Here is a 24712-nt window from a genome sequence, read left to right as displayed (position 1 = left end):
TCCGCCCGGAGGCGAGGTCACTCGCGGTAGTCGTCCAGCGGCACGCAGGCGCAGAACAGGTTGCGGTCGCCGTAGACGTTGTCCACCCGGTTAACCGCCGGCCAGTACTTGAACGCCCGCGCATGTTCGCTCGGGGTCACCGCCTCGGCGATCTCGTAGGGTCTCTGCCAGATCCCGGTGACGTCGGCCAGGGTATGCGGCGCCCGTTTCAGCGGGTTGTCCTCCGCCGGCCAGGCGCCGCTCTCCACCTTGCCGATCTCGGCCCTGATGCTCAGCATCGCCTCGACGAAGCGATCCAGCTCCGCCTTCGACTCGCTCTCGGTCGGCTCCACCATCAGCGTGCCCGGCACCGGGAAGGACATGGTCGGGGCGTGGAAGCCGTAGTCCATCAGGCGCTTGGCCACGTCTTCCTCGGTTATCCCGGTCTGCGCCTTGAGCGGTCGCAGGTCGAGGATGCATTCGTGGGCGACGCGCTCGTTGCGCCCGCGGTAGAGCACCGGGAACGCCCCGTCCAGGCGGTTCGCCAGGTAGTTGGCGGAGAGGATCGCCACCTCGCTGGCGTCGGCCAGCTGCGGGCCCATCATGGCGATGTACATCCAACTGATCGGCAGGATGCTGGCGCTGCCCCATGGCGCCGCGCTGACCGCGTCGTTCAGCGGGTTCGGCCCTTCGACGCGGATCACCGGATGGTTGGCGACGAACGGCGCCAGGTGCCGCTTGACCCCGATCGGCCCCATGCCCGGCCCGCCACCACCATGGGGGATGCAGAAGGTCTTGTGCAGGTTCATGTGCGAGACGTCCGCGCCGATGTCCGCCGGTCGCGCCAGGCCGACCTGGGCGTTGAGGTTGGCGCCGTCCATGTAGACCTGGCCGCCGTGGCGGTGGACCACTTCGCAGATCTCGCCTATCCCCTCCTCGTAGACGCCGTGGGTCGAGGGATAGGTGATCATCAGGCAGGACAGCCGGTCGCCCGCCTCGGCCGCCTTGAGGCGCAGGTCGTCGAGGTCGACGTTGCCGCGGGGATCGCACTCAACGATCACCACCCGCATGCTGGCCATGATCGCCGAGGCCGGGTTGGTGCCATGCGCCGATGCGGGGATCAGGCAGATGTCGCGCTGGCTATCGCCGCGGCTCTGGTGGTAGCGGCGGATCGCCAGCAACCCGGCATATTCGCCCTGTGCTCCCGAGTTCGGCTGCATGCAGATGGCGTCGAAGCCGGTGATCGCCCGCAGCCAGGCTTCCAGTTCGTCGATCATCCGGCGATAGCCCTCGGCCTGCTCGCGCGGCACGAACGGATGCAGTTCGGCGAATTCCGGCCAGGTGATGGGGATCATTTCGCTGCTGGCGTTGAGCTTCATGGTGCAGGAGCCGAGCGGGATCATCGCCTGGTTCAGCGCCAGGTCCTTGCCTTCCAGCTGGCGCAGGTAGCGAAGCATCTCGGTCTCGCTGTGGTGGGCGTTGAACACCGGATGCTGCAGGTAGGCCGAAGTGCGTTGCAGGACTGCCGGGATGCCGTCGGCCACCGCCCCGCCATCCAGGTGCGCGACATCCAGCCCGTGGCCGGCGCCGAGGAAGATCTCGAACAGGGTCGCCAGGGTCGCCGCGTCACAGGTTTCGTCGAGGCTCAGGGCCAGCCGCCGGTCGTCGACCACGCGCAGGTTGACCCGTGCCGCCCGCGCCCGTTCGAGGATCGCCGCCTGACGCTCGCCGACCTCGTAGGTCAGGGTGTCGAAGAAGTGCCGGTTGAGCCGCCGCAGTCCCTTGCTTTCCAGGCCCGCCGCCAGCAGCGCGGTCAGGCGCTGGACGCGTTGGGCGATGCGTTTCAGCTCCTGTGGCCCATGGTAGACGGCATACAGCGAAGCAATGTTGGCCAGCAGCACCTGGGCGGTGCAGATGTTCGAGTTGGCCTTTTCCCGACGGATGTGCTGCTCGCGGGTTTGCAGGGCCATGCGCAACGCCGGGTTGCCGCGGGCGTCGCGGGAAACGCCGATGATCCGCCCCGGCATTGCCCGCTTGTACCCTTCGCGGGTGGCGAAGAACGCCGCGTGCGGCCCGCCGTAGCCCATCGGTACGCCAAAGCGCTGGGCGCTGCCGAGCACCACGTCGGCACCGAGTTCCCCCGGCGGGGTCAGCAACAACAGGGCGAGCAGGTCGCTGGCGACGCAAGCCAGCGCCTGTTGGCCGTGCAACGCCTCGATAAGCGGGCGCAGGTCGCGGATCTCGCCGCGACTGTCCGGGTATTGCAGCAAGGCGCCGAACACCGCGTGGGCGGCAAGATTGTCCGGCTCGTCGACGACCAGCTCGAAACCGAACGCCTCGGCGCGGGTACGCAACACCGAAACGGTCTGCGGATGGCAATGCGCATCGACGAAGAACCGGTTGCTCCTGGCCTTTGCCACCCGCCTGGCCAGGGCCATGGCCTCGGCGGCGGCGGTGGCTTCGTCGAGCAGCGAGGCGCTGGCCAGGTCGAGTCCGGTGAGGTCGATGGTCAGTTGCTGGAAATTCAGCAGCGCTTCCAGGCGGCCCTGGGCGATTTCCGGCTGGTAGGGCGTATAGGCGGTGTACCAGCCGGGATTCTCCAGCACGTTGCGGAGGATCACCGGCGGCGTCACTGTGCCGTAGTAGCCCATGCCGATCAGGCTGGTCCAGCGCTGGTTGAGCCCGGCGTAGCCGCGCAGGCGCGCCAGGGCGGCCTGTTCGTCGAGCGCGGCGGGCAGTTCCAGCGGCCGGTTGAGGCGGATCGCCGGCGGCACCGTCTGCACGATCAGTTCGGCGCGAGTGGAAACTCCGAGGAAGTCCAGCATGGCCTGCTGTTCCGCTGGATCGGGGCCGAGGTGGCGGCGCAGGAAGGCATCGGCGGGCTGGAGCTGGGCGAGGGACGGCGTCTGCGACATGGCTTCGGTCTCGTTGGGGGCGGCATCGCCCTGCCAGCGATCGTCGCCGAACGGATATCGAATGAGAAAGCAACGACGGCGAAAACGCATTTCGCCGCTGCAAAAAGAACAAAGCCTCGAATGATCGAGGCCTTGTCCAAGGATAGCGGGTTTTGTCGCGACTACGCGGCGGCTCAGCCTTCCGCGTCGACGGCGGCCTGGTAGCCAGCGGCGTCGAGCAGCTTGTCCAGCTCGGCCGGATTGCTCGGCTTGAGCTTGAAGAACCAGGACGCGTACGGGTCGTTGTTGACGTCTTCCGGGGTGTCGGCCAGGGCTTCGTTGATGGCGATGACTTCGCCGCCGATCGGCGAATAGATGTCGGAGGCGGCCTTCACCGACTCGACCACGCCCGCTTCCTGCCCGGCGGCGAGGGTCTTGCCCAGCTCCGGCAGCTCGATGAAGACCACATCGCCAAGGGCTTCCTGGGCATGGTCGGAAATGCCCACGGTAACGCTGCCGTCGGCTTCCAGGCGAGCCCATTCGTGGCTCTGGGCGTAACGCAGTTCGGCGGGAATATTGCTCATCTTGTTTTCCTCGAAGTCGGGGGCGACGGCGGTCGCCATTGCCAGGTTAGATCAGGGGCTTGCCGTGACGCACGAAACTGGGCTGGACCACCCGTACCGGGTACCACTTGCCGCGGATTTCCACCTCGGCGCGGTCGCCGGTGGCGGCCGGCACGCGGGCCAGCGCGATGGACTTGTTCAGGGTAGGCGAAAAGCTGCCGCTGGTGATCTCCCCCTCACCAATGCCAGCTACCCGCACCACCTGGTGGGCGCGCAGCACGCCGCGCTCCTCCAGAACCAGGCCGACCAGCTTCGGCTGGTCGCCGGCGGCCTTCTGCGCTTCCAGCGCGCGGCGGCCGACGAAGTCCCGCGCAACCGGCTCCCAGGCTACGGTCCAGCCCATGTTGGCGGCAAGCGGGGAAACGCTTTCGTCCATGTCCTGGCCGTAGAGATTGAGCCCGGCCTCCAGGCGCAGCGTATCGCGCGCACCCAGGCCCGCCGGGGAGATCCCGGCGCCAACCAGCTCGTTGAGGAAACCCGGCGCCTCGGCGGCCGGCAGCATGATTTCCAGGCCGTCCTCGCCGGTGTAGCCGGTGCGGGCGATGAACCAGTCGCCCTCGGCACGGCCCTGGAACGGCTTGAGTTCGCGTATCAGCGCGGCGCGTGCCGGGGATACCAGTTCGGAGCTGTGCACGCGGGCGTTGGGGCCCTGGATGGCGAGCATCGCCAGGTCGCCGCGTTCCTGCAGGTCGACCTTGAAGCCGGCGGCCTGCGCCTGCATCCAGGCGATGTCCTTGTCGCGGGTGGAAGCATTGACCACCACCCGGTAGCCGTGCTCGGTCAGGTAGACGATCAGGTCGTCGACCACCCCGCCCTCTTCGTTGAGCATCGCGCTGTAGAGCGCCTTGCCGGTTTCGCCGAGACGCGCCACGTCGTTCGCCAGGAGATGCTGCAGATAGGCCGTGGCCTGCTCGCCGGCGACGTCGACCACGGTCATGTGGGACACGTCGAAGACGCCGCAGTCACGCCGGACCTGATGGTGCTCCTCGACCTGCGAACCGTAGTGCAGCGGCATGTCCCAACCGCCGAAATCGACCATCTTGGCGCCGAGCGCGACGTGCAGCTCGTAAAGCGGGGTGCGCAATCCCATGGGTATTCTCCTTCCGGGCGTAGCGGGTGCCGTCGGCAGGGACCGCCGGCACGAAATCGCGCGCATTGTAGCCGCAAGCCCCGGAGCAGGACACCATGGAAGCGTGCCGCGATCCGTGCATAGACCCTACGACCTGCATGGATACTGGGCTCAGCGATCTGAATGATGGGCAGAACGACGAATCAACCCGACCACCGGTAGCAGGCCGACCAGCACCAGGGTCAGGGCCGGCAGCGAGGCGCGCGCCCATTCGCCCTCGCTGGTCATCTCGAAGATCCGTACGGCCAGGGTGTCCCAACCGAAGGGACGCATCAGCAGGGTCGCCGGCATCTCCTTGAGCACGTCGACGAAGACCAGCAGCGCGGCGCTCAGCGAGGCCGGCAGCAACAGCGGCAGGTAGACCCGCAGGAACAGCAGCGGGCCGCCCACGCCGAGGCTGCGCGAAGCTTCCGGCAGCGACGGGCGGATCCGCGCCAGCCCGCTTTCCAGCGGCCCGTAGGCCACCGCCATGAAACGGATCAGGTAGGCCAGCAGCAGGGCGAACAGACTGCCCAGCAGCAGCGGCTTGCCGGCGCCGCCGAGGGCGCTGGAAAGCGGGATCACCCAGTGATTGTCCAGCCAGCTGAAGGCCAGCATGATCGAAACCGCCAGGACCGAGCCCGGCAGCGCATAACCGAGGTTGCCCAGGCCCACCGCGCCGCGGATAGCGCGGGTCGGCGCCAGGCGCACGGCGAAGGCCAGCAGCAGGGCCACGGCGACCGTCGCCAGCGCGGCGATGCCGCCCAGCGTCAGGGTATGGCCGATCAGGTCCCAGTAGCGCTCGTCGAGGTCGAAACGGCCCTGGCGCCAGAACCAGACAACCAGTTGCGCCACGGGAATCACGAAGGCGCAGAGGAACACCAGCCCGCACCAGGCGCTCGCCGCCAGCGCCCTGGCGCCGCGCAGGCGGTACAGCGGCGCGCCGCGCGGACGCTCGCTGGCGGCCTTGGCTCGGCCTCGCGTGTGGCGCTCGCCGAGCAGCACCAGGCATACCCCGAGCAACAACAGGCTGGCCAGCTGGGCGGCGCTGGAGAGGCTGTAGAAGCCGTACCAGGTCTTGTAGATGGCGGTGGTGAAGGTGTCGAAGTTGAACACCGATACCGCGCCGAAGTCGGCCAGGGTTTCCATCACCGCCAGCGCCAGGCCGGCGCCGATCGCCGGCCGCGCCATCGGCAGGGCGACCCGCAGGAACGCCTGCCAGGGCGACAGGCCGAGAACCCGCGCGGCTTCCATCAGGCCCTTGCCCTGGGCGATGAAGGCGCTGCGCGCGAGCAGGTAGACATAGGGATAGAACACCAGCACCAGGACCAGGATCACCCCGCCGGTGGAGCGTACGCGCGGCAACCGCAGGCCGCTGCCGAGCCACTCGCGCAGCAGGCTCTGCACCGGTCCGGCGAAATCCAGCAGGCCGACGAAGACGAACGCCAGGACGTAGGCCGGGATCGCGAACGGCAACATCAGCGCCCAGTCCAGCCAGCGCCGCCCGGGGAATTCGCAGAGGCTGGTGAGCCAGGCCAGGCTGACCCCGAGCAGAGTCACGCCGATGCCGACGCCGAGCACCAGGGTCAGGGTGTTGCCGAGCAGGCGCGGCAACTGGGTATCCCACAGGTGGCTCCAGATTTCCCGGTCGATCTCCAGCCAGCTCAGCAGCAGCACGCTGAGCGGCAGCAGCACCAGCGCGGCAACGGTGAAGGTGATGGGGTACCAGCGGCGGGGAGCGGGATGGGCCACGAAATCCTCGGTGCGGAACGAACGACGCCCCGCTCGGACGAGCCGGGGCGTCGAGTATAACCGGCGGTCAGTTCCAGCCGGCGCGGTCCATCAGGCGAATCGCCTCGGCCTGGCGCTTGCCGGCAACTTCCACCGGGATGCTGTCGGCCTTGAAGCTGCCCCAGCTGGCGACTTCGGCTGACGGCGCGACCTGCGGGTTAGCCGGGAATTCCTGGTTGATCCCGGCGAACAGCGCCTGGGCGTCGGGCCCGGTCATCCATTCCACCAGCGCCTTGGCTGCCTCGGGATGCGGCGCGTGGCGAGTCAGGCCGATGCCCGACAGGTTGACGTGGACGCCGCGGTCGGCCTGGTTCGGCCAGAACAGCTTGACCCGCAGGTTCGGGTTCTGCTTGTGCAGGCGCCCGTAGTAGTAGGTATTGACGATGCCGACGTCGCACTGGCCGGCGTCCACCGCCTGGATCACCGCGTTATCGTCGGCGAATACGTCGGTGGCCAGGTTGTTCACCCAGCCCTGGAGGATTTCCTCGGTCTTCTGCGCCCCGTGGGTCTCGATCAGGGTCCCGGTCAGCGACTGGTTGTAGACCTTCTTCGCCGTGCGCAGGCACAGGCGGCCTTCCCATTGCTTGTCGGCCAGGGCTTCGTAGGTGCTCAGCTCTTCCGGCTTGACCCGCTCGGTGGAGTAGACGATGGTCCGCGCGCGCAGCGACAGTCCGGTCCAGCTATCGGTGCTGGAACGATACTGCGAGGGAATGTTCCGTTCGATGGTGGCCGACTTGAACGGTTGCAGCAGGCCCATCTGCTCGGCCTGCCAGAGGTTGCCGGCGTCCACGGTGAGCAGCAGGTCGGCCGGGGTGTTAGCGCCTTCGGCCTTGATCCGCGCCATCAGCGGCGCTTCCTTGTCGGTGATGAACTTGACCTTCACGCCGGTCTTGCTGGTGTAGGCATCGAACACCGGCTTGATCAGTTCGTCGATGCGCGAGGAATACACCACCACTTCGTCGGCGGCCTGGGCCAGGCCGGTGATGCCCAGGGCCAGGGCGGCGAGTAGAGCTTTGCTTGCCTGCATGAAGAACAGCCTCGTCAGCGGAACGTAGGCACGAATGATAAGAAATCTCGCTTGCGAACCCGCGCGACTAAATGTGTCGGGGTGTTTCGCCTGCGTCCAGGCCACCGAGGATGGCGAGGAACGCCTCCACCGCGGCGCTGCGGCCATGGCGGCGGGTGAAGACGAGGAAATCGGCCAGCGCCTCGGGCTCGGCCAGCGGGCGATAGACGACTCCGGCCCGGGCCAGCGCGGTGCTGCAACGCGGCACCAGGGCAACGCCCTGGCCGGCCGCGACCAGGGCGATGATCGAGGTGATCTGGCGTCCGGCCGGTCCCCTCGTCAGCGCCAGCCCGGCCTTCCGGTAGAGGCGCTCGATCAGTTCGTTGAGGCCGGAGCCGTAGTCCAGTGGAAACAGGATCAGCGGCCGATCACGCAGATCGTACAGGTCGATCCGCTCTTGCCGCGCCAGCGGATCGCCGTTGGGCACGGCCACCACCAGCGGCTCGCCGCCCAGGGCCAGCACCTCGATGCCGACCTGGCCTTCCGGCGGCGGCAGGCGCCCCAGCCCCACATCGATGCCGCCTTCGGCGATCTGCGCCCATTGCGCCGCCGAAGCGCCTTCGAGCAGCTCCAGTTGCACCTCCGGATGGCGCTCGCGGAACAGTCGGATCGCCTCGGTGAACAGGTCCGACAGGGCGATGGAGCTGGCGTAGCCGAGGGTCAGGTGGCCGGCCAGCCCCTGCGCCAGCTTGCGGGCGAAGCCGGCGGTGCGCTCCAGTTGGTCCAGCAGGGCGCGTGCGTAAGGCAGGAACAGGCTGCCCTCGGCGGTGAGGGTCACCGCCCGGCTGGAGCGGTCGAACAGGCGAAAGCCCAGCTCTTCCTCCAGCGCGGATATCTGCCGGGTCAAGGGCGGCTGCGCCATGTGCAGGCGCTGGGCGGCGCGGCCGAAATGCAGGGTTTCGGCAACGGCTGCGAAGCAGCGCAGGCGGCGTAGGTCGAGCATGCGGTTCCTCGGTATCGATCGGTCCTGAATCGGTATTGGCCAGCCCGTCGGGAGCGCCCCTATAACAGGGGGTTTCTCGTCCAGGCAGAGCGTTCCATGAATTCGTCCCAGGGTTTCCCCCGCCTCGCGCTGTTTCTCTGCGGTTGCGCTGCGTTCCTCAATCTCTATACCACCCAGGGCATCTTCGACGAACTGGCGGCGAGCTTCCACATCAGCGCCCATCAATCGAACTGGAGCATCACCGCCACCACCCTGGCGGTGGCTCTCGCCGCGCCCTTCGTCGGCCGACTCAGCGGCGGCCGCGAGCGCAGCCGGGTGATCGCCTTCGCCGCCAGCCTGCTCTGCGTGCCCATGCTGCTGGCCGCCCATGCCGGCAGCTTCGCCGCCTTCCTGCTCTGGCGCTTCGCCGAAGGGATACTGATTCCCCTGCTGTTCGCCAGCAGCGTGGCCTACATCGGCGAGCGCTGGAGCGGCGGCGCGGTCATCGAGCTGACCAGCCTCTATGTCGCCGGGACCATCCTCGGCGGCTTCGCCGGACGCTTCCTCACCGGCCTGCTGACCGAGGAGTGGGATTGGCGCGTCGCCTTCCGGATCCTCGCCGGGCTGACCCTGCTCATCGCTGTCGCCATCCGTGCGCTGCTCCCTGCCAATTCTGGCAGGCACGCGCCCGCACCGGGGAAACGCCCCTTAGTATCCCGTGAACTGTTCCGGGCTCCGCTGCTGTCGTCCTACGCGGTGGGGTTCTGTGTCCTCTTTTCCCAGGTCGCCATGTTCACCTATATCGGCATCCATCTCAGCCGTCCGCCGTACAGCCTGGACACCGCTCAGCTCGGCTCGATCTACGCGGTGTTCCTCCTCGCCCTGCTGGTGATTCCCGCCAGCGGCCGCCTGGCCCGCACCCGCCCGCACCGCCAGTTGCTGCTGGGCGCATCGCTGCTGGGCGTGTGCGGCTCGCTGCTGACCCTGGCGCCGGGCCTGCCGACGATTCTCGTCGGCCTGGCCCTCAGCGCCACCGGCGTGTTCCTCGCACAGTCCACGGTCAACGCCTTCACCGCCAGCAATGCCGGGACCGACAAGGCCGGTGCCGTCGGCCTCTACCTGACCTGCTACTACGCCGGCGGCAGCCTCGGCGCGGTACTGCCGGCGCCATTCTGGGAGCGCTGGGGCTGGCCGGGCTGCCTGGGCCTGATCCTCCTGGCCCAGTTGCTGCCGTTGCTTCTGACCCGCTACGGCTGGTCCGCACCACAGGCCGAACGCGCGGCCCTGCGCGCGTCGCAAGGAAGACCGTAACCATCGCAAGAACAACAAGAACCGACAGGAGGTTAGCCATGAACCATGTCATCACCCCCCACAGCAAGCTGCTCGGCGTCATCGAGCCGGTCCTCAACGACATGCCCGCCGGAACCCTGCGCCACGCACTGTTCCGGGCCTTCTGGGACGAGACGGCGTCGTTGCTGGACATCGAGGACGCCTTCGCCCGGGTCACCGCCCGGCGCCAGGCGGTCGAGCCGCTGCGCAAGTTCTTCGCCAGTTGGTCGAAGACCAACAACTCGGCGGCCAGCGTTTCCGGACTGGCCAATCGCCTGACCCTGCTGGCCCGTTCGGAACAGGGTTCGGCAGCGGCAGACCAGCTCTATCGAGCCTGCGGCAGCCTGCAACGGATCACCGACGAAGACCTCGGCGCCCTCGGCAACACCGTGCATGCCGATCTTTTCTACACCATGGCCACCACCCTTTGCGGCGACGACCGCTGGCTGCTGCGCGAGAACTGCCTGCCTTCGGCGCAGGCGTTCAAGGACTGGACCGACCGCCAGCGCCTGCGCGAGCGCGACCTGATGCAGGGACTGCTGACCACGCTGGTACACGAGGTCTATACCCACGGCGAGGTGGAGTACATCCACCCGCTGTACAAGGAATGGTTCAGCCGCGACATGGGCGTACCCGCCGAACGCGCCCGCGCCACCGTGGCCTGGGTAACGGTGCACACCGGCGGCACCGAGAGCAATCACTTCGCCCACGCCACGGCGGCGGTGAACGCCTTCGTCGAGGCGATGGAAATCGAGGTGAACGAAGAAGCCGCGCGCAACCTGTTCGGGCTCTACCTGCGCAACAAGGCGCAGGTCATGCGTGACTGCGCGGCGCTGTTCTGAGGACTGGCGGCCCTCCCGTCAGGGGGGCCGCCCCGCTCAGACTCGTGCCAGCGACGGCAGGTCGCCGCTGAGGCCAAGCGCCTGGCGGACGAACAGCGCCTTCGCCTCGTGATGGCCGTCGACCAGGCGCAGGCCGGCGTTGCGCAGCCAGCGCAGCGGCAACCGGTCGGCCTGGAACAGGCGCTCGAAGCCTTCCATCGCCGTCATCATGCCCAGGTTGTGCGGCATCCGCCGCCGCTCGAAGCGACTCAGCACGCGTTCGTCGGCAAGCCGTTCGCCGCGCTCCAGGGCGTGCAACAGGACCTCGGACAGCACCGCCGCATCGAGGAAGCCCAGGTTCACGCCCTGTCCGGCCAGCGGGTGGATGGTGTGCGCAGCGTCGCCGACCAGCGCCAGGCCCGGCTCGACGTAACGCTTGGCGTGCCGCTGGCGCAGCGGGATGCACAGGCGCCGGTCGGCATGCAGGATGGCGCCCAGGCGCTGTTCGAAGGCTTCGCCGAGGGCGGCGCGGAAGCCATCCTCGTCCAACGCCATCAGGCGTTCTGCCTGTTCCGGGGTGGTCGACCAGACGATCGAGCACCAGTGCTCGTCGCCGCGGTCCGGCAGGGGCAGGAAGGCCAGCGGACCGTCGTCGGTGAAGCGCTGCCAGGCGGTTGCGCGGTGCGCGTTCTCGCAGCGCACGCTGGTGACGATGGCGTGGTGCAGGTAATCCCATTCGCGGGTGGCGCAGCCGGCCAGGCGGCGTACCGCCGAGTTGGCGCCGTCGGCGGCGACCACCAGCGGCGCACGCAGCTGGCGACCGTCGGCCAGGGTCAGCAGCCAGTCGTCGCCGGAGTGGCGCATCTGTTCCAGGCGCGCATTGGCCAGCAGGCCGGTGGTGGAATCGTGCAGGCGTTCCAGCAGGGCGTCCTGCACCACCCGGTTCTCGACGATATGGCCGAGTACCTCGGCGTGCACGCTGGCGGCGCTGAAGCCGATCCGCCCGGTGCCGGAGCCATCCCACACCTGCATCTCGCGATAGGGCTCGGCGCGGCGCGCGACGATGCCGTCCCAGGCATGCAGGCGCTGGAGAATCCGCCGGCTGGCTTCGGACAGCGCGCTGACCCGCGGCTCGTAGGGCGCCTCCGGCTTGAACGGCGCCACGTCGAGCGAGCCGCCGTCCACCAGCAGCACCTCCAGGCCGCTGCCCTCCAGGGCCAGGGCCAGGGCGCTACCGACCATGCCGGCGCCGACGATGACCAGATCCGCGTGCATATCCTCGTTCTCCACTCGTGGGCCCTCTTCAGGCCGCGTTCCGCAGGCGCGGCTTGAGCCGCACGTACAGGGTTTTCTGAACCCGCGCCACCAGGGTGCCGGCGTCGTCGCGCACTTCGGCGTGCAGCCGGGGCAGGTACTTCTCGCCGCCGGCGGTCCGCTCGCGGACCTCGTCGAGCAGCTTCTGGTCGATGCTGAAATGCGCATGCACCGGGCCCTTGCCCGGGCTGACGAACTCGATGTTGGCCGCCTTGTCCCAGACCACGTAGTCGCGGCCCAGGTTCTCCATCAGCATCAGCATGAAGAACGGGTCGGTCATCGCGTAGAGGCTGCCGCCGAACTGGGTGCCTACATAGTTGCGATTGAGCCGGTTCAGGCCCATGCGCACCCGAACCTCGCGGAAATCGCCAGCGATGTGCCGCACACGGATGCCCGCCCCCAGGAAGGGCGGGTAGAGATTCATGGCGAAGCGCAGCAGGCGGGCCTTGCGCGCCCTCGACCAGACCGGCATGGCGCTACAGCGGCCGCGCGCCGAGGCCCATGGCCTGGCGGGCGAACCAGCGCTTGGCCGGCGGCAGCAGGTCGAGCCCGAGCAGGCCGAGGTTGCGCCCGGCGCCGAGCAGCGCGCGGTCGTTGGAGAACAGCCGGGTCACCCGGTCGGAGAAGCCGACGGTCATCTGCTGGTCCAGGCGCTGCCCATCGAGGTAGCGCTGCAGCACGGCGAACTCGCCCAGCGGCGCGTCGTCGTGGAGCAGGGCGTCGACCAGCGCCAGGGTGTCGCGCAACGACAGGTTGAAGCCCTGGCCGGCGATGGGGTGCAGACTGTGCGCAGCGTTGCCCAGCACCACCAGGTGCGGACGCACCTGCTCGCAGGCCTCGACCAGGTGCAAGGGGTAGCAGTGCCGTGCGCCGACCTGGCGGAAGGCGCCGAGGCGGTAGCCGAAGGCAGCCTGCAGCTCGCCGAGGAAGGCCGCGTCATCGAGGCCACGCAGGCGTTCGGCGTCCTTGCCTGGGCGGGTCCAGATCAGCGCGCAACGGTTATCCGGCAACGGCAGGAGGGCCATCGGACCGCTGGGGGTGAAGCGCTCGAAGGCCTGCCCGAGGTGCGCCTCGGAGGGCGATACGTTGGCGATCAGCGCAGTCTGCCGGTACGGCGTCTGCTCCACGGCGATGCCAAGTTGTTCGCGCAGCCCGGAACGACCGCCATCGGCGAGGATCGCCAGCTCGCAATCGAGTTGCGTCTCGTCGTCGAGGGTAAGCCGGTAACCGCCCTCCCGGGCTTCCAGGGTCTTCACTTCGGCCGGGCAGTGCCAGCGCACCACCTCGGGGTCGAGCGCCTTCCACAGGCACTGGCCGAGCCAGGCGTTCTCCACCACGTAGCCCAGCGCCGGCACGCCTTCCTCGATGGCGGTCAGGCGGGTGGCGCCGAAGCGGCCGCGGTCGGAAACATGGATATGCAGGATCGGCTCGGCCCGCTCGGCGATCGCCGGCCACAGGCCGAGTCGCTCGTAGATCTGCCGGCTGCCGTAGGACAGCGCCGAAGAGCGGGCGTCGTAGCTGGGCTGGTAGGCGTTGCCGGGGGCGAAGGGTTCGATCAGCACGATCGACCAGCCGCGCTCCCGAGCGCCGGCCTGCAGGGCCAGCGCCAGCGAGGCGCCGACCAGGCCCCCGCCGATGATCGCCAGGTTGACCTTGCTCATCGTCACCTCAGGCTGCCTCGCTCTTGGCCGCGGCCATCAGCGCCTCGATCTCGGCGACGGTCTTCGGCACGCCGTTGGTCAGCACTTCGCAGCCATTGCGGGTGACCACCACGTCGTCCTCGATGCGTACGCCGATACCGCGCCACTTCTTCGCCACCGAGGTATTGTCCGGGGCGATGTAGATGCCCGGCTCGACGGTCATCGCCATGCCCGGTTCGAGCACCCGCCATTCGCCGCCGACGCGGTACTCGCCGACGTCGTGCACGTCCATCCCCAGCCAGTGGCCGGCGCGGTGCATGTAGAAAGCCTTGTAGGCCTCGTGGGCGATCAGCTCGTCGACGTCGCCCTCCAGCAGGCCCAGGCGCACCAGCCCGGCGGTGATGACCCGTACGGTGGCCTCATGGGCCTCGTTCCAGTGGCGACCGGGGGCGATGTAGTCGAACGCCGCCATGTTGGCTTCCAGCACCAGTTCGTAGATCGCCTTCTGCTCGGGACTGAAGCGGCCATTGGCGGGGAAGGTACGGGTGATGTCGCTGGCGTAGCAGTCGATCTCGCAGCCGGCATCGATCAGGATCAGGTCGCCGTCCTTGATCGCCGCATCGTTCTCGCGGTAGTGCAGGATGCAGGCGTTGCGTCCGGCGGCGACGATCGAACCGTAGGCCGGCATCTTCGCCCCGCCCTTGCGGAACTCGTATTCCAGTTCGGCTTCCAGGTGGTACTCGAACAGCCCCGGCCGGCACACCTCCATCGCCCGGATGTGCGCCCGGGCGGAGACCTCGGCGGCGTAGCGCATGACCTTCACTTCGTTGGCGCTCTTGTACAGCCGCTGGTCGTGCAGCAGGTGGTCGAGGGCAACGAACTCGTTCGGCGGCTGCGCGCCCTGGCGGGCCTTGGAGCGGATCACGTTGATCCAGTCCATCAGCCGGCGGTCGAAGTCGGGATTGGCGCCAAGGGCGTAGTAGACCCGGTCGCGGCCTTCGATCAGGCCGGGCAGGATGTCGTCGATATCGCCGATGGGAAAGGCGTCGTCGGCGCCGTACTGGCCGATCGCACCGTCCTGGCCGGCGCGCAGGCCGTCCCACAGTTCACGCTCCGGATCCCGCTCGCGGCAGAACAGCACGTATTCGCCGTGAGCACGGCCGGGAATCAGCGCCATCACCGCCTCCGGCTCGGGGAAGCCGGTGAGGTACTGGAAGTCGCTGTCCTGGCGGTAGACATGCTCGACGTCGCGATTGCGGATGTACATCGGCGCCGCCGGCAGGATGGCGATGCTGTTGGGTTCCATCTGCGCCATCAGCGCCTTGCGCCGACGGGCGTACTCCGACTTGGGGATACGGATCATGCAGAAACCTCAGTGCAGTGAAGGCTTGGGAGCGGGCTCCAGCGGCTTGCCGCACTCGGCGAACAGCAGCAGCGGAGCGACCCGCAGGTATTCCATGACTTCCATATAGTCCGTCTCGCCGTCCTCGCTGTCTTCCAGCTGGCCCTGGACCTGGGCGATGGCGGCCATGTCCTGCAGCACTTCCTCGGCTTCGCCGGTCAGGCTGCCTTCGCGGGCGGTGAGGCCGAAACCGGCGAGGAAACCCTGGCACCATTGGCCGAGCGCCTCGGTGCGCTGGGCGAGCGGGGTTTCGTCGTCGGGCAGGAGCATGACGACGGCGACCTCGCCGGCGGAAAAGTCCTGCCGGACCATGCCGAGCAGGCCGGACAACGCGGCCTTGAGTCGTTCGCCCGGCGCGCCGCCGAGCAGTTCGGCGGCAGCGTGTTGCCAGGCGGCCTCGTCGAAGCCGGCGCCGGCGCAGACCCGACCCAGCAGATGGCCGTGCAGTTCGGCCGGCGAGACCGGCATGGCCGCCTCGGCGAGAAGGGAGGAAAAGGCGCTGTAGGCGGAATTCTGAGTGGACATCTCGGGACCCTGACGGCTGGGCGCCATTGGGGCGCTACACGTGAAATGAAGATGGTTATCCTAGCACCGCCCGCCCCGGCAAGACCATGCGACCGGTTGCCGGCGCGCCGGCCCAGCCGGGGCATTGGCCCCGACCGGGGACGATCCTATATAGTTGTCCAATCACCCCAATTCCCAAGCGAGAGCCCATGGAAGACGCCGATCTGCAATTGTTGACGGCCAAGTTCGACCAGCTGCTCCAGAAGCTGGAACAGCTCAAGGCGGAGAACCGGCTGCTGCGGGCGAACGAAAAGTCCTGGCGCGAGGAGCGCGCTCATCTGATCGAAAAGAACGAAATGGCGAGACACAAGGTCGAAGCGATGATTTTGCGTCTGAAAGCCTTGGAGCAGGACACATGAGCCAGTCGAATACCCTCACCGTGCAGATTCTCGACAAGGAATACTGCATCAATTGCCCGGACGACGAGCGCGCCAACCTGGAAAGCGCCGCCCGTTACCTGGACGGCAAGATGCGCGAGATCCGCTCCAGCGGCAAAGTCATCGGCGCCGACCGGGTTGCCGTGATGGCCGCCCTCAACATCACCCACGACCTGCTGCACCGCAAGGAGCGCCTGGACCAGGAAAGCAGCTCGACCCGCGAGCGCGTGCGCGAACTGCTCGATCGCGTCGACCGCGCCCTGGCGAATCCGGCCGATGCCGGCGAAGCCTGACCCGGGCGCGGCCAATTCGGGTATACTGGCCTCCGCTCCCTGGTGTGTTGGCCAGTCGGTGATGTCCCTGAGCCGATAACTGCAACAACGGAGGTTGCCAGTTGGACCGGTGTGCATGTCCGCACGACGGAAAGCCTTAAGGTCTACTGCAACCGCCACCTTGAACTTTCGGGTTCAAGGGCTAACCCGACAGCGGCACGACCGGGGAGCTACCTTTCCACATGATCGAATCGCAAGACCTCAGCCGCCCGGCCCTGCGCCGCAAGCTCCGCCAGGCGCGCCGCGCGCTCTCCCCCCTGCAGCAACGCCTCGCCGCCCGCGCCCTCTATCGACAACTGGCGCAGCATCCCCTTTTCCGCCGTGCCCGCCATATCGCCCTGTACCTGCCCAACGACGGCGAGATCGACCCGCGTCCGCTGCTGCGTGCGGCGCAGAAGCGCGGCAAGGCCACCTACCTGCCGGTGCTGGCGCCCTGGCCGCGGACGCGCATGGTATTCCAGCGGGTCGGCAGCGGCGAACGCTGGACCCGCAACCGCTTCCGCATCAGCGAACCGCTGGCCGACGCCGGCCGCCAGCGCAAGGCCTGGGCGCTGGACCTGGTACTGCTGCCGCTGGTGGGGTTCGACGAACAGGGCGGGCGCCTGGGCATGGGCGGCGGCTTCTACGACCGCAGCCTGGCCTACCTGGCGAGGCGCAAAAATGGTCACAAACCGACGCTGATCGGCCTGGCCCATGAATGTCAGAAGGTGGATCGACTGGCGCTGGCCAGCTGGGACATTCCCCTGGCGGGAACGGTGACCGATGCGGGCTGGTACGTGGCAGGGAAACGCTAGGAAGGAGGGAGAACCCTGGGTACCGCGTTCCATGCGATACCCGGCGAGTCTTACGGCTGTTGCGTCACCTGGGCGGGCGTACTGGCCTGTCGTTCCCAGAGGCTCTGGGTATAACCGGTGGTGACGACCCCAAGTCCGAAGATGATGACCAAAACCCACAGCAAGTCTGGCTTGCGCTTCATCGATTGCCTCCCCCTTCCAGGCAATTTTCGAGGCCGGTCCTTGCGATTATCTTATCGCCTGAGCACCCTGCCCCGCTGAAAAACGGCATTTTCCGATAAGCTGAAGTCATACGCAATTACACCGGCGACCGGTGGTCACGCGCAGACGTTTCCTACGTATATCTACGAAAGAGGAGCAAAGTTCATGCCTGCCTACTGGCTGATGAAATCCGAGCCGGACGAACTCTCGATCCGCGACCTGCAACGCCTCGGAACCGCCCGCTGGGATGGCGTGCGCAACTATCAGGCGCGCAACTTCATCCGCAGCATGAAGCCCGGCGACCTGTTCTTCTTCTACCACTCCAGTTGCCCGCAGCCCGGCATCGCCGGTATCGCCCGCATCGAAGGCGAAGCCTACCCCGATCCCACGGCCCTGGATCCCGCCAGCCCCTACCACGACCCCAAGGCCAGCGCCGGGAAGAACCCCTGGAGCGCCCGCGACGTCAGCTTCGTCGAAGCCTTCGCCGAGGTCGTTCCACTGGCCCGGCTGAAGGCCCAGGACGCCCTGGCCAACCTCGCCCTGGTGCAGAAGGGCAGCCGCCTCTCGGTAATGCCAGTCAGCGCCGAGGAATGGCAGGCGATCCTGCCGCTGGCGAAACGCTGAAGCCATCGCTCAGGCCATCTGCGAGATGGTCCGGCGGAAACGCCAGAGCGCGCCGAAGAAGAACGCCGAACCGATCACCACGATACCGGCGAACTGCGGCCAGACGATGTCGAAACCGGCGCCGCGGAACAGGATCGCCTGGGCCAGGCTGACGAAATGCGTGGTCGGCGCCGCCAGCATGATGTTCTGCACCAGTTCCGGCATGCTTTCCCGTGGCGTGGTGCCGCCCGAAAGAATGTTCAGCGGCAGCAGCACGAGGATGGTCAACAGTCCGAGCTGCGGCATCGAACGCGCCACCGTGCCGAGGAATATGCCCATGGAGGTGGTGGCGAACAGATGCAATCCGGCGCCGAGCAGGAACAGTCCCACCGAGCCGCTGATCGGCACGTCCAGCCAGCCACGCACCACCCACTGCAACGAGAGCCCCGCCGCCACCAGCACCACCAACCCCATCGACCAGACCTTGGCCATCATGATCTCGAAGGCCGACAGCGGCATCACCAGCAGGTGCTCGACGGTGCCGTGCTCGCGCTCGCGGATCAGCGCGGCGCCGGTGAGGATGATCGACAGCATAGTGATCTGGTTGATCACTTCCATCACCCCACCGAACCAGGCCTGGGTCAGGTTCGGGTTGAATTCCATGCGCACCTCGATCTGCGCCGGCATGCTCGGCTCCGCGCGGTAGCGGCTGACGAATTCGCGCACCTCGGTGGCGACGATGTTCTGGATGTAGCCCGCGCCAGAGAAGGCCTGCCCGGTCTGGGTCGCGTCGACGTTGACCTGGATCGAGGGCTTGCGCCCGGCGAGCACGTCGCGCTGGAAGTCCGGCGGGATATCGAGGGTGAAGGTATACAGGCCGACGTCCATGCCGCGATCCATCTCGGCATGTCCGATCATTTCCGGCGGCCGGAAGTATGGGGGCTGGAAGGCATTGACGATACGCGACGAGAGCTGCGAGCGGTCCTCGTCGACCACCGCGATCGGCGCGTGATGCAAGGTTTCCGGAATACCGGTGGCGGAACTGTAGACGCCCAGGGTGAAGGCCCAGACGATCAGTGCCAGCATCGCGTAGTCGCGGCCGAGACTGCGGAACTCCTTGATGCCCAGGTTGAAGATGTTGGCCAGGCTGCGCATCGCTCAGTCCTCCTGCTTCTTCAGGCAGGCCACGCTGAGCAGGGTCAGCACCACGATGGAAGCGGCAAGCGGCAGGTAGTAGGCCCAGAGATCGGACAGACCCAGCGATTTGGAAAAGGCGCCGCGGCTGACCACCAGGAAATGCGAGGTCGGATAGAGCTTGCCGATCCAGGCCGCCGCACCCTCCAGCGAGGACACCGGGTGGATCAGCCCGGAGAACTGGATCGCCGGGATCATGGTGGCGATCGCCACGCCGAATACAGCGGCGATCTGGCTGCGCATGAACGTCGAGAGGAACAGCCCTAGGCCAGTGCTGGTGACCACATAGAGGAAAGCGCCGATGGTCAACGCCAGGAAGCTGCCCTTGAGCGGCACGCGAAATACCACGATGGCCAGGACCAGCATCAGCAGGAAGTTGATCATGCCCATGGCGACGTAGGGCAGCTGCTTGCCGACCAGGAACTCCAGGCGCGTCACCGGGGTGACATAGAGGTTGGTGATCGAACCCAGTTCCTTTTCGCGCACCACGCCGAGGGCGGTGAGCATGGCCGGGATCATGATCAGCAGCAGCGGGATCACCGCCGGCACCATCGCCTTCAGGCTTTCCACGTCGGGGTTGTAGCGATAGCGCACCTCGGTGCTGGCCGCCGCGCTGGCCTCGGCCCCACCCGCCTGCCGCGAGAGGTCCGCCAGGTAGCTGGTGTGCAGACCCTGCACGTAGCCGAGCACGGTGTTGGCACGGGTCGGCATCGCTCCGTCGATCCACACGCCGATGGCCGGATCAGAGCCACGCTTGAGATCGCGCCCGAAGTTCGGCGGAATCTCCACCGCCAGGCTCAGCTCGCCGCTGCGCAGGCGCCGGTCGAGGTCGTCCGGGTCGGTGATCGGCGCATGTTCGACGAAATAGCGCGAGCCGGCGATGTTCAGCGCGTAGGCCTGGCTGGTGGTGGTCTGGTCACGGTCGAGGACCGCCCAGGAGAGGTCCTCGACGTCCATGTTGATGCCATAGCCGATGATGAACATCAGCAGCGCGGTGCCGAGCAGGGCCAGGGTCAGGCGGATCGGGTCGCGGCGCAGCTCCATGGCTTCGCGGCGCGCATAGCTGAACAGCCGCAGGGGGCTGAAGCGTTCGCGTTGCGCCTGGCGCTCCTGGCCATCGCCGGGCTGCTCCGCGACGGCCGGCGCCTCGGCCGGTTGCGCTGGCGCGGCGGCACCCGCGGCTTCCTCCAGGTAAGCGATGAAGGTCGCTTCCAGGGTCGGCAGACCACGCTGGCGCACCAGCTCATCGGGAGTATCGCTGGCCAGTACCTTGCCGGCATGCATCAGCGAGATGCGATCGCAGCGCTGAGCCTCGTTCATGAAGTGGGTGGAAATGAAGATGGTCACCCCGTCGCGGCGCGACAGCTCGACCATCAGCTCCCAGAAGCCGTCGCGAGCCACCGGGTCGACCCCCGAAGTGGGCTCGTCGAGGATCAGGATTTCCGGCTTGTGGATCACCGCCACCGCCAGCGACAGACGCTGGCGAATGCCCAGCGGCAGGTCGTTGGGCAGCTCGTCGGCCACCTTCTCCAGGTCGAAGCGCCGGAGCATTTCGCCGACCCGTGCCGGGATGCCATCCGCCGGCAGGTGGAACAGCCGGGCGTGCAACACCAGGTTCTGCCGCACGCTCAGCTCGGCATACAGGGAAAAGGCCTGGGACATGTAGCCGACCCGGCGACGGGTCGCCATGTCGCTGGCGTCCACCGGCTGGCCGAACAGCGCGCACGTGCCTTCGCTGGCCGGCAGCAGGCCGGTGAGCATCTTCATGGTGGTGGACTTGCCGCAGCCGTTGGAGCCGAGGAAGCCGAAGATCTCCCCACGCTCGATACGGAAGCTGACGTGATCGACCGCGACGAAGTCGCCGAAACGACAGGTCAGGCCCTCGGCCTCGATGGCGATCCGCGGCGCGCCTTCGCTCTGCGGTCGCGGCGGGATCACCAATCGATGGTGGCCGGCGCGCTTGCTTTCCGGCAGCAGGGCGATGAACGCCGACTCGAGGCTCTGCGTCCCGGTACGCTCGCGCAACTCCTGCGGCGTACCGGTGGCCAGGACCTTTCCGTCGTCCATCGCCACCAGCCAGTCGAAGCGCTCGGCTTCCTCCATGTAAGCGGTGGCGACCAGCACGCTCATGCCTTCGCGGCCCGCGCGGATACGGCCGATCAGCTCCCAGAACTGGTTGCGCGACAGCGGGTCGACGCCGGTGGTCGGCTCGTCGAGGATCAGCAGGTCGGGATCGTGGATCAGCGCGCAGCACAGCCCGAGCTTCTGCTTCATGCCGCCGGACAGCTTGCCCGCAGGACGCTCGGCGAACGGCGCCAGCCCGGTGCTCTGCAGCAGGTCGGCGATGCGCCGCTCGCGCTCGGCCTTGTCGTGGCCGAACAGCCGACCGAAGAAGTCGACGTTCTCGAACACCGAGAGCGTCGGGTAGAGGTTCTTGCCCAACCCCTGGGGCATGTAGGCGATGCGCGGGCAGACCGCCCGGCGGTGGCGGCGGTCGCGCATGTCGCCATCGAGCACGCGGATCTCGCCATCCTGCATCTTCCGTGCGCCGGCCAGCAGCGCCAGCAGGCTGGACTTGCCGACCCCGTCCGGACCGATCAGGCCGACCATGCGGTTGGCCGGGATCTCCAGGCTGACGTCGTCAACCGCACGCGTCTCGCCGTAGCGCAGCGAAACGCCCCGGAGGCTCGCCACGCCGCTCCCGCCAGCGGTCATTGCGGAACCTTGATCTGCAGGTTGGCCGGCCACTCGACCTCAGGGTCCAGTCGCAGGTAGGCCATTCCGGGCACGCCGGTCTTGACGTAGGTGATGTATTTTTCCAGCAGCGCCGGATCGAGCCGCGCCTTGACCCGGAACATCAGCTTCTCCCGCTCGTTGGCGGTTTCCACCGTTTTCGGGGTGAACTGGGCGACACTGGCGACATAGGAAACCTTGGCCGGGATCACGTAGTCCGGCACCGCGTCGATCACCAAGCGCACTTCCTGGCCCAGTCCGACCCTACCGGCCTGCATGGATGGCAGGAAGAAAGTCATGTAGACGTCGGCCAGGTCGACCATGTTGAGGAGCTTGCCACCGGCCGGCAGCACTTCCCCCGGCTGTGCCACGCGGTACTGCACGCGGCCGTTGCGCGGCGCCTTGAGCAGGCTGTCGTCGATATCCGCCTGGAGCCGGGCGACGCTGGCCTTGGCCGCCTCGATGGCCGACTGCGCCTCGATTACCTGGGAACGCCCGGCCTCGATCGCCGCCTGCGCCGAAATCACTTGCGAGCGTGCCGCGGACAACGCCGCCTGGGCGCTCTGCAGGGTCGCCCGATCGTCATCGAGTTGCTGTTGCGGCAGGGCATTGCGCTTGACCAGCGCCTCGGTACGGGTGAAGCGCTTCTGCGCCGCTGTCAGCTCGGCCTGGCGCTGCGCCACCACGGCCTGGGCAGTGCTCTTCTCGCTCTCGCGCTGGGCCACCAGCGAGGTCGCGGTGAGCTTGGCGTTCTCCGCCTGGCGCACCTGGGCCTGGGCCTGGGCCAACTGCGCCTCGAGCACCTGGGTATCCATCCGCGCGACGATTTCGCCGGCCTTGACGAAGTCGCCCTCGTCGACCTTGATCTCGGCGACCCGCCCGGGAAGCTTGGCCGCCACGTCCACCTCGGTGGCCTCGATGCGTCCGTTGCCGCTGGCGAATCCCTCGCCCAGGCCAGTCGGTCGCGATACCTGCCAGACCAGCACGCCTACGCCGAGCAGCGCCGCCACGATCAAGGCACGGCTCAGCCACCGTTTGCTTTCCTGTTTCATCCCTTCTCCTCGCACGTCCGGCCAGGCCGCGGCGATGGCGCTCACGCTGGAAAGCGCGGCCGCCGCGGACTTCACTGGCTCGATTGTCCCTCCAGGGCGGCGCGCGGGTGTTGATGCACGTCAGACGCGCCCGACCGAATCTCACAGGAAAGCAGAATCGCCGGTGCCTCGCATCCGGGAGCGCGGGACAGAACGGATAGTTGACCTCAGGGCTGGACGATGAGGTTGTTGAACAGCAGGTCGGTCACCAGCGGCTTGCCCTCTTCCTGCTCGAGGGTCTGCTGGACCTGCTTCAGCGCCTCCTGGCGCAGGCTTTCCTTGGCCTCGACCGTACCCAGGCTCTGGTCGGTCTGCTGGGCGAACAGCATGATCAACTGGTTGCGGATCAAGGGCTCGTGATGCTCGACCTTGGTCGCCGCGTCCTTGTCGGCCACCTGCAGGGCGATGTCGGCCTTGTAGTACTGCAGGCGCGGCCCGCTGCCGTAGTTGCCGACCAGCGCCGGGGTCAGGTCGACGTAGACCGGCTTGTTCGCGCCCTCGCCTTCCGGCGCGGCCTCCTCGGCCGAGGCGAACGACGGGAACAGACTCAGGCACAGGGCCAGCGACAGGGCAATGGGGGTTCTCACGGGCGCATCTCCTCGACGAATGCCGGCAAGCATAGCCAGACTCTCGGCCGGGCCCAAGCCCGGGGTTTATGGACAACCATCAGTTGCGGCGATGCTGATTGACCCCCGGCGTCTCCCTCCTACACTGGCCGGACCGCAAACTGGAGCGTCCCCGATGAAAGCCGTCCTCTGCAAAGCCTTCGGCCCGGCCAGCAGCCTGGTCCTGGAAGAAATCGCCAGCCCGAGCCCGGCGAAGAACGAAATCCTCCTCGATGTGCACGCCGCAGGGGTCAACTTCCCAGACACCCTGATCATCGAAGGCAAGTACCAGTTCAAGCCGCCCTTCCCCTTCTCCCCGGGCGGCGAGGCGGCCGGGGTGGTCGCCGCGGTCGGCGAAAAGGTCGCCCACGTCAGGCCCGGCGACCGGGTCATGGCCCTGACCGGCTGGGGCAGCTTCGCCGAGCAGGTCAAGGTGCCCGGCTATAACGTGATGCCGATTCCCGAAGGCATGGACTTCGCCAGCGCCGCCGCCTTCGGCATGACCTACGGCACCTCGATGCACGCCCTGAAACAGCGCGCCAACCTGCAACCCGGCGAGACCCTGCTGGTGCTCGGCGCTTCCGGCGGGGTCGGGCTGGCTGCCGTGGAGATCGGCAAGGCCATGGGCGCCCGGGTGATCGCTGCCGCCAGTACCCCCGACAAGCTCGCCGTGGCCAAGGCCGCCGGCGCCGACGAACTGATCAACTACAGCGAAGGTAGCCTGCGCGAGCAGCTCAAGGCCTTGACCGGCGGCCAGGGCGTCGATGTGATCTACGATCCGGTGGGCGGCGAACTGTTCGAGGAGGCCTTCCGCAGCATCGCCTGGAACGGACGGATGCTGGTGGTCGGCTTCGCCAGCGGCAGCATCCCTTCGCTGCCGGCCAACCTGACCCTGCTCAAGGGCGCCTCGCTGGTCGGCGTGTTCTGGGGATCGTTCGCCCAACGCCAGCCGCAGGACAACGCTGACAACTTCCGCCAGCTGTTCGCCTGGCACGCCGAAGGCAAACTGAAGCCGCTGGTGTCGCAGCGCTTCCCGCTGGAACGGGCCGGCGACGCTATCGACGCCCTCGGCCAGCGCAGGGCGGTCGGCAAGGTGGTGGTGGAGGTTCGCTGAGCCACGAAGGCGGCGAGTATTGCCTCCCGCCCGTGCGGAGAAAGGCATGGCGGGCCGGAGCGATACACCGGCCGAGGCCCACGCTGTCAGATGTTTTTCCCCTATGAAGGCCCCGGTTTCCGACCGGGGCTTTCTTATTTCCGACCAATGCACTCAACCTGTAACATTTCCGCTATTTTTTCATTTACGAAAAATGTAGTGTTCGCAACCGCGTA

23 protein-coding genes and 1 other RNA gene are annotated in these 24712 nt (G+C 67.5%); 8 read left to right on the top strand and 16 right to left on the bottom strand.

The window, feature by feature from the left end:
* Positions 1–17: 17 nt before the first annotated feature.
* The 6 genes from gcvP to FHW81_RS08780 form a co-directional block, all read right to left on the bottom strand.
* Positions 18–2894, bottom strand: a complete 2877-nt coding sequence (gene gcvP / locus FHW81_RS08805) for an aminomethyl-transferring glycine dehydrogenase (protein ID WP_017148668.1) — start codon at positions 2892–2894, stop codon at positions 18–20.
* A gap of 173 nt (positions 2895–3067) precedes the next feature.
* Positions 3068–3457 (bottom strand): glycine cleavage system protein GcvH, encoded by a 390-nt coding sequence (gcvH, locus tag FHW81_RS08800; RefSeq protein WP_003107397.1) that lies wholly within the window; start codon positions 3455–3457, stop codon positions 3068–3070.
* 46 nt (positions 3458–3503) lie between these two features.
* Positions 3504–4586, bottom strand: a complete 1083-nt coding sequence (gcvT, locus tag FHW81_RS08795) for a glycine cleavage system aminomethyltransferase GcvT (RefSeq protein WP_003114049.1) — start codon at positions 4584–4586, stop codon at positions 3504–3506.
* 150 nt (positions 4587–4736) lie between these two features.
* On the bottom strand, positions 4737–6356 hold the full coding sequence (locus FHW81_RS08790; protein ID WP_023085853.1) for an ABC transporter permease: 1620 nt from the start codon (positions 6354–6356) through the stop codon (positions 4737–4739).
* A gap of 67 nt (positions 6357–6423) precedes the next feature.
* Positions 6424–7422, bottom strand: a complete 999-nt coding sequence (locus FHW81_RS08785) for an extracellular solute-binding protein (protein WP_003096289.1) — start codon at positions 7420–7422, stop codon at positions 6424–6426.
* A gap of 67 nt (positions 7423–7489) precedes the next feature.
* Positions 7490–8404 carry a LysR family transcriptional regulator gene (locus tag FHW81_RS08780; protein WP_003099180.1) on the bottom strand — a complete coding sequence of 305 codons (915 nt, stop codon included), beginning with the start codon at positions 8402–8404 and terminating at the stop codon, positions 7490–7492.
* Between the two features lie 96 nt (positions 8405–8500).
* Between FHW81_RS08780 and FHW81_RS08775 the strand changes: the two genes are divergently transcribed.
* The gene (locus FHW81_RS08775) at positions 8501–9694 is read left to right on the top strand and encodes an MFS transporter (protein WP_058142616.1); all 1194 of its coding nucleotides are present in this window, start codon (positions 8501–8503) and stop codon (positions 9692–9694) included.
* 38 nt (positions 9695–9732) lie between these two features.
* The gene (locus FHW81_RS08770; protein WP_003118038.1) at positions 9733–10554 is read left to right on the top strand and encodes a hypothetical protein; all 822 of its coding nucleotides are present in this window, start codon (positions 9733–9735) and stop codon (positions 10552–10554) included.
* A gap of 36 nt (positions 10555–10590) precedes the next feature.
* Here the strand turns inward: FHW81_RS08770 and FHW81_RS08765 are convergent, their stop codons facing one another.
* From FHW81_RS08765 to FHW81_RS08745, 5 genes are read right to left on the bottom strand one after another with little or no spacing between them, the layout of a single operon-like run.
* The gene (locus FHW81_RS08765; RefSeq protein WP_003120388.1) at positions 10591–11808 is read right to left on the bottom strand and encodes a 2-octaprenyl-3-methyl-6-methoxy-1,4-benzoquinol hydroxylase; all 1218 of its coding nucleotides are present in this window, start codon (positions 11806–11808) and stop codon (positions 10591–10593) included.
* Positions 11809–11836: 28 nt separating this feature from the next.
* Positions 11837–12319, bottom strand: a complete 483-nt coding sequence (locus FHW81_RS08760) for a hotdog fold domain-containing protein (protein WP_003099189.1) — start codon at positions 12317–12319, stop codon at positions 11837–11839.
* Between the two features lie 4 nt (positions 12320–12323).
* On the bottom strand, positions 12324–13508 hold the full coding sequence (ubiH, locus tag FHW81_RS08755; protein ID WP_012614666.1) for a 2-octaprenyl-6-methoxyphenyl hydroxylase: 1185 nt from the start codon (positions 13506–13508) through the stop codon (positions 12324–12326).
* 7 nt (positions 13509–13515) lie between these two features.
* On the bottom strand, positions 13516–14850 hold the full coding sequence (gene pepP, locus FHW81_RS08750; RefSeq protein ID WP_003096308.1) for a Xaa-Pro aminopeptidase: 1335 nt from the start codon (positions 14848–14850) through the stop codon (positions 13516–13518).
* A gap of 9 nt (positions 14851–14859) precedes the next feature.
* Positions 14860–15414 (bottom strand): YecA family protein, encoded by a 555-nt coding sequence (locus FHW81_RS08745; protein WP_003099193.1) that lies wholly within the window; start codon positions 15412–15414, stop codon positions 14860–14862.
* A gap of 188 nt (positions 15415–15602) precedes the next feature.
* Here FHW81_RS08745 and FHW81_RS08740 point away from each other — a divergent pair, with 188 nt between their 5' ends.
* From FHW81_RS08740 to FHW81_RS08725, 4 genes are all read left to right on the top strand, one after another.
* Positions 15603–15812 carry a TIGR02449 family protein gene (locus tag FHW81_RS08740; protein WP_003096314.1) on the top strand — a complete coding sequence of 70 codons (210 nt, stop codon included), beginning with the start codon at positions 15603–15605 and terminating at the stop codon, positions 15810–15812.
* Positions 15809–16123, top strand: a complete 315-nt coding sequence (locus FHW81_RS08735) for a cell division protein ZapA (RefSeq protein ID WP_003096316.1) — start codon at positions 15809–15811, stop codon at positions 16121–16123. Before FHW81_RS08740 ends, FHW81_RS08735 begins: the two co-directional genes overlap by 4 nt.
* 33 nt (positions 16124–16156) lie before the next feature.
* Positions 16157–16335, top strand: a non-coding RNA gene (gene ssrS / locus FHW81_RS08730) — 6S RNA.
* Between the two features lie 9 nt (positions 16336–16344).
* Positions 16345–16956 carry a 5-formyltetrahydrofolate cyclo-ligase gene (locus FHW81_RS08725; protein WP_003096321.1) on the top strand — a complete coding sequence of 204 codons (612 nt, stop codon included), beginning with the start codon at positions 16345–16347 and terminating at the stop codon, positions 16954–16956.
* A gap of 50 nt (positions 16957–17006) precedes the next feature.
* Here FHW81_RS08725 and FHW81_RS08720 read toward each other — a convergent pair whose 3' ends face one another.
* Positions 17007–17138, bottom strand: a complete 132-nt coding sequence (locus tag FHW81_RS08720; protein WP_003096323.1) for a hypothetical protein — start codon at positions 17136–17138, stop codon at positions 17007–17009.
* Between the two features lie 184 nt (positions 17139–17322).
* On the opposite strand from FHW81_RS08720, the gene FHW81_RS08715 reads away from it, so the two are divergent.
* Entirely contained in the window at positions 17323–17781 is a 459-nt protein-coding gene (locus FHW81_RS08715; RefSeq protein ID WP_023130406.1) for an EVE domain-containing protein, read from the top strand.
* A gap of 9 nt (positions 17782–17790) precedes the next feature.
* Here FHW81_RS08715 and FHW81_RS08710 read toward each other — a convergent pair whose 3' ends face one another.
* From FHW81_RS08710 to FHW81_RS08695, 4 genes are all read right to left on the bottom strand, one after another.
* Positions 17791–18915 (bottom strand): ABC transporter permease, encoded by a 1125-nt coding sequence (locus FHW81_RS08710; RefSeq protein WP_003099197.1) that lies wholly within the window; start codon positions 18913–18915, stop codon positions 17791–17793.
* A 3-nt stretch (positions 18916–18918) separates the two neighbouring features.
* Positions 18919–21669: a ribosome-associated ATPase/putative transporter RbbA gene (gene rbbA / locus FHW81_RS08705; RefSeq protein ID WP_003114043.1), complete on the bottom strand. Its 2751-nt coding sequence runs from the start codon at positions 21667–21669 to the stop codon at positions 18919–18921.
* The gene (locus FHW81_RS08700) at positions 21666–22739 is read right to left on the bottom strand and encodes an HlyD family secretion protein (RefSeq protein WP_003099200.1); all 1074 of its coding nucleotides are present in this window, start codon (positions 22737–22739) and stop codon (positions 21666–21668) included. The genes rbbA and FHW81_RS08700 overlap by 4 nt, the downstream gene beginning before the upstream one ends.
* Before the next feature lie 206 nt (positions 22740–22945).
* The gene (locus tag FHW81_RS08695; RefSeq protein WP_003096328.1) at positions 22946–23365 is read right to left on the bottom strand and encodes a flagellar basal body-associated protein FliL; all 420 of its coding nucleotides are present in this window, start codon (positions 23363–23365) and stop codon (positions 22946–22948) included.
* A 154-nt stretch (positions 23366–23519) separates the two neighbouring features.
* Between FHW81_RS08695 and FHW81_RS08690 the strand changes: the two genes are divergently transcribed.
* Positions 23520–24497, top strand: a complete 978-nt coding sequence (locus FHW81_RS08690; protein WP_003114042.1) for an NADPH:quinone oxidoreductase family protein — start codon at positions 23520–23522, stop codon at positions 24495–24497.
* Positions 24498–24712 lie beyond the last annotated feature (215 nt).

The sequence above is a fragment of the Pseudomonas sp. RC10-4-2 genome, assembly GCF_050433085.1.
GTDB classification, from domain to species: domain Bacteria; phylum Pseudomonadota; class Gammaproteobacteria; order Pseudomonadales; family Pseudomonadaceae; genus Pseudomonas; species Pseudomonas aeruginosa.
This window is presented reverse-complemented; position numbering and strand designations above follow the sequence as displayed.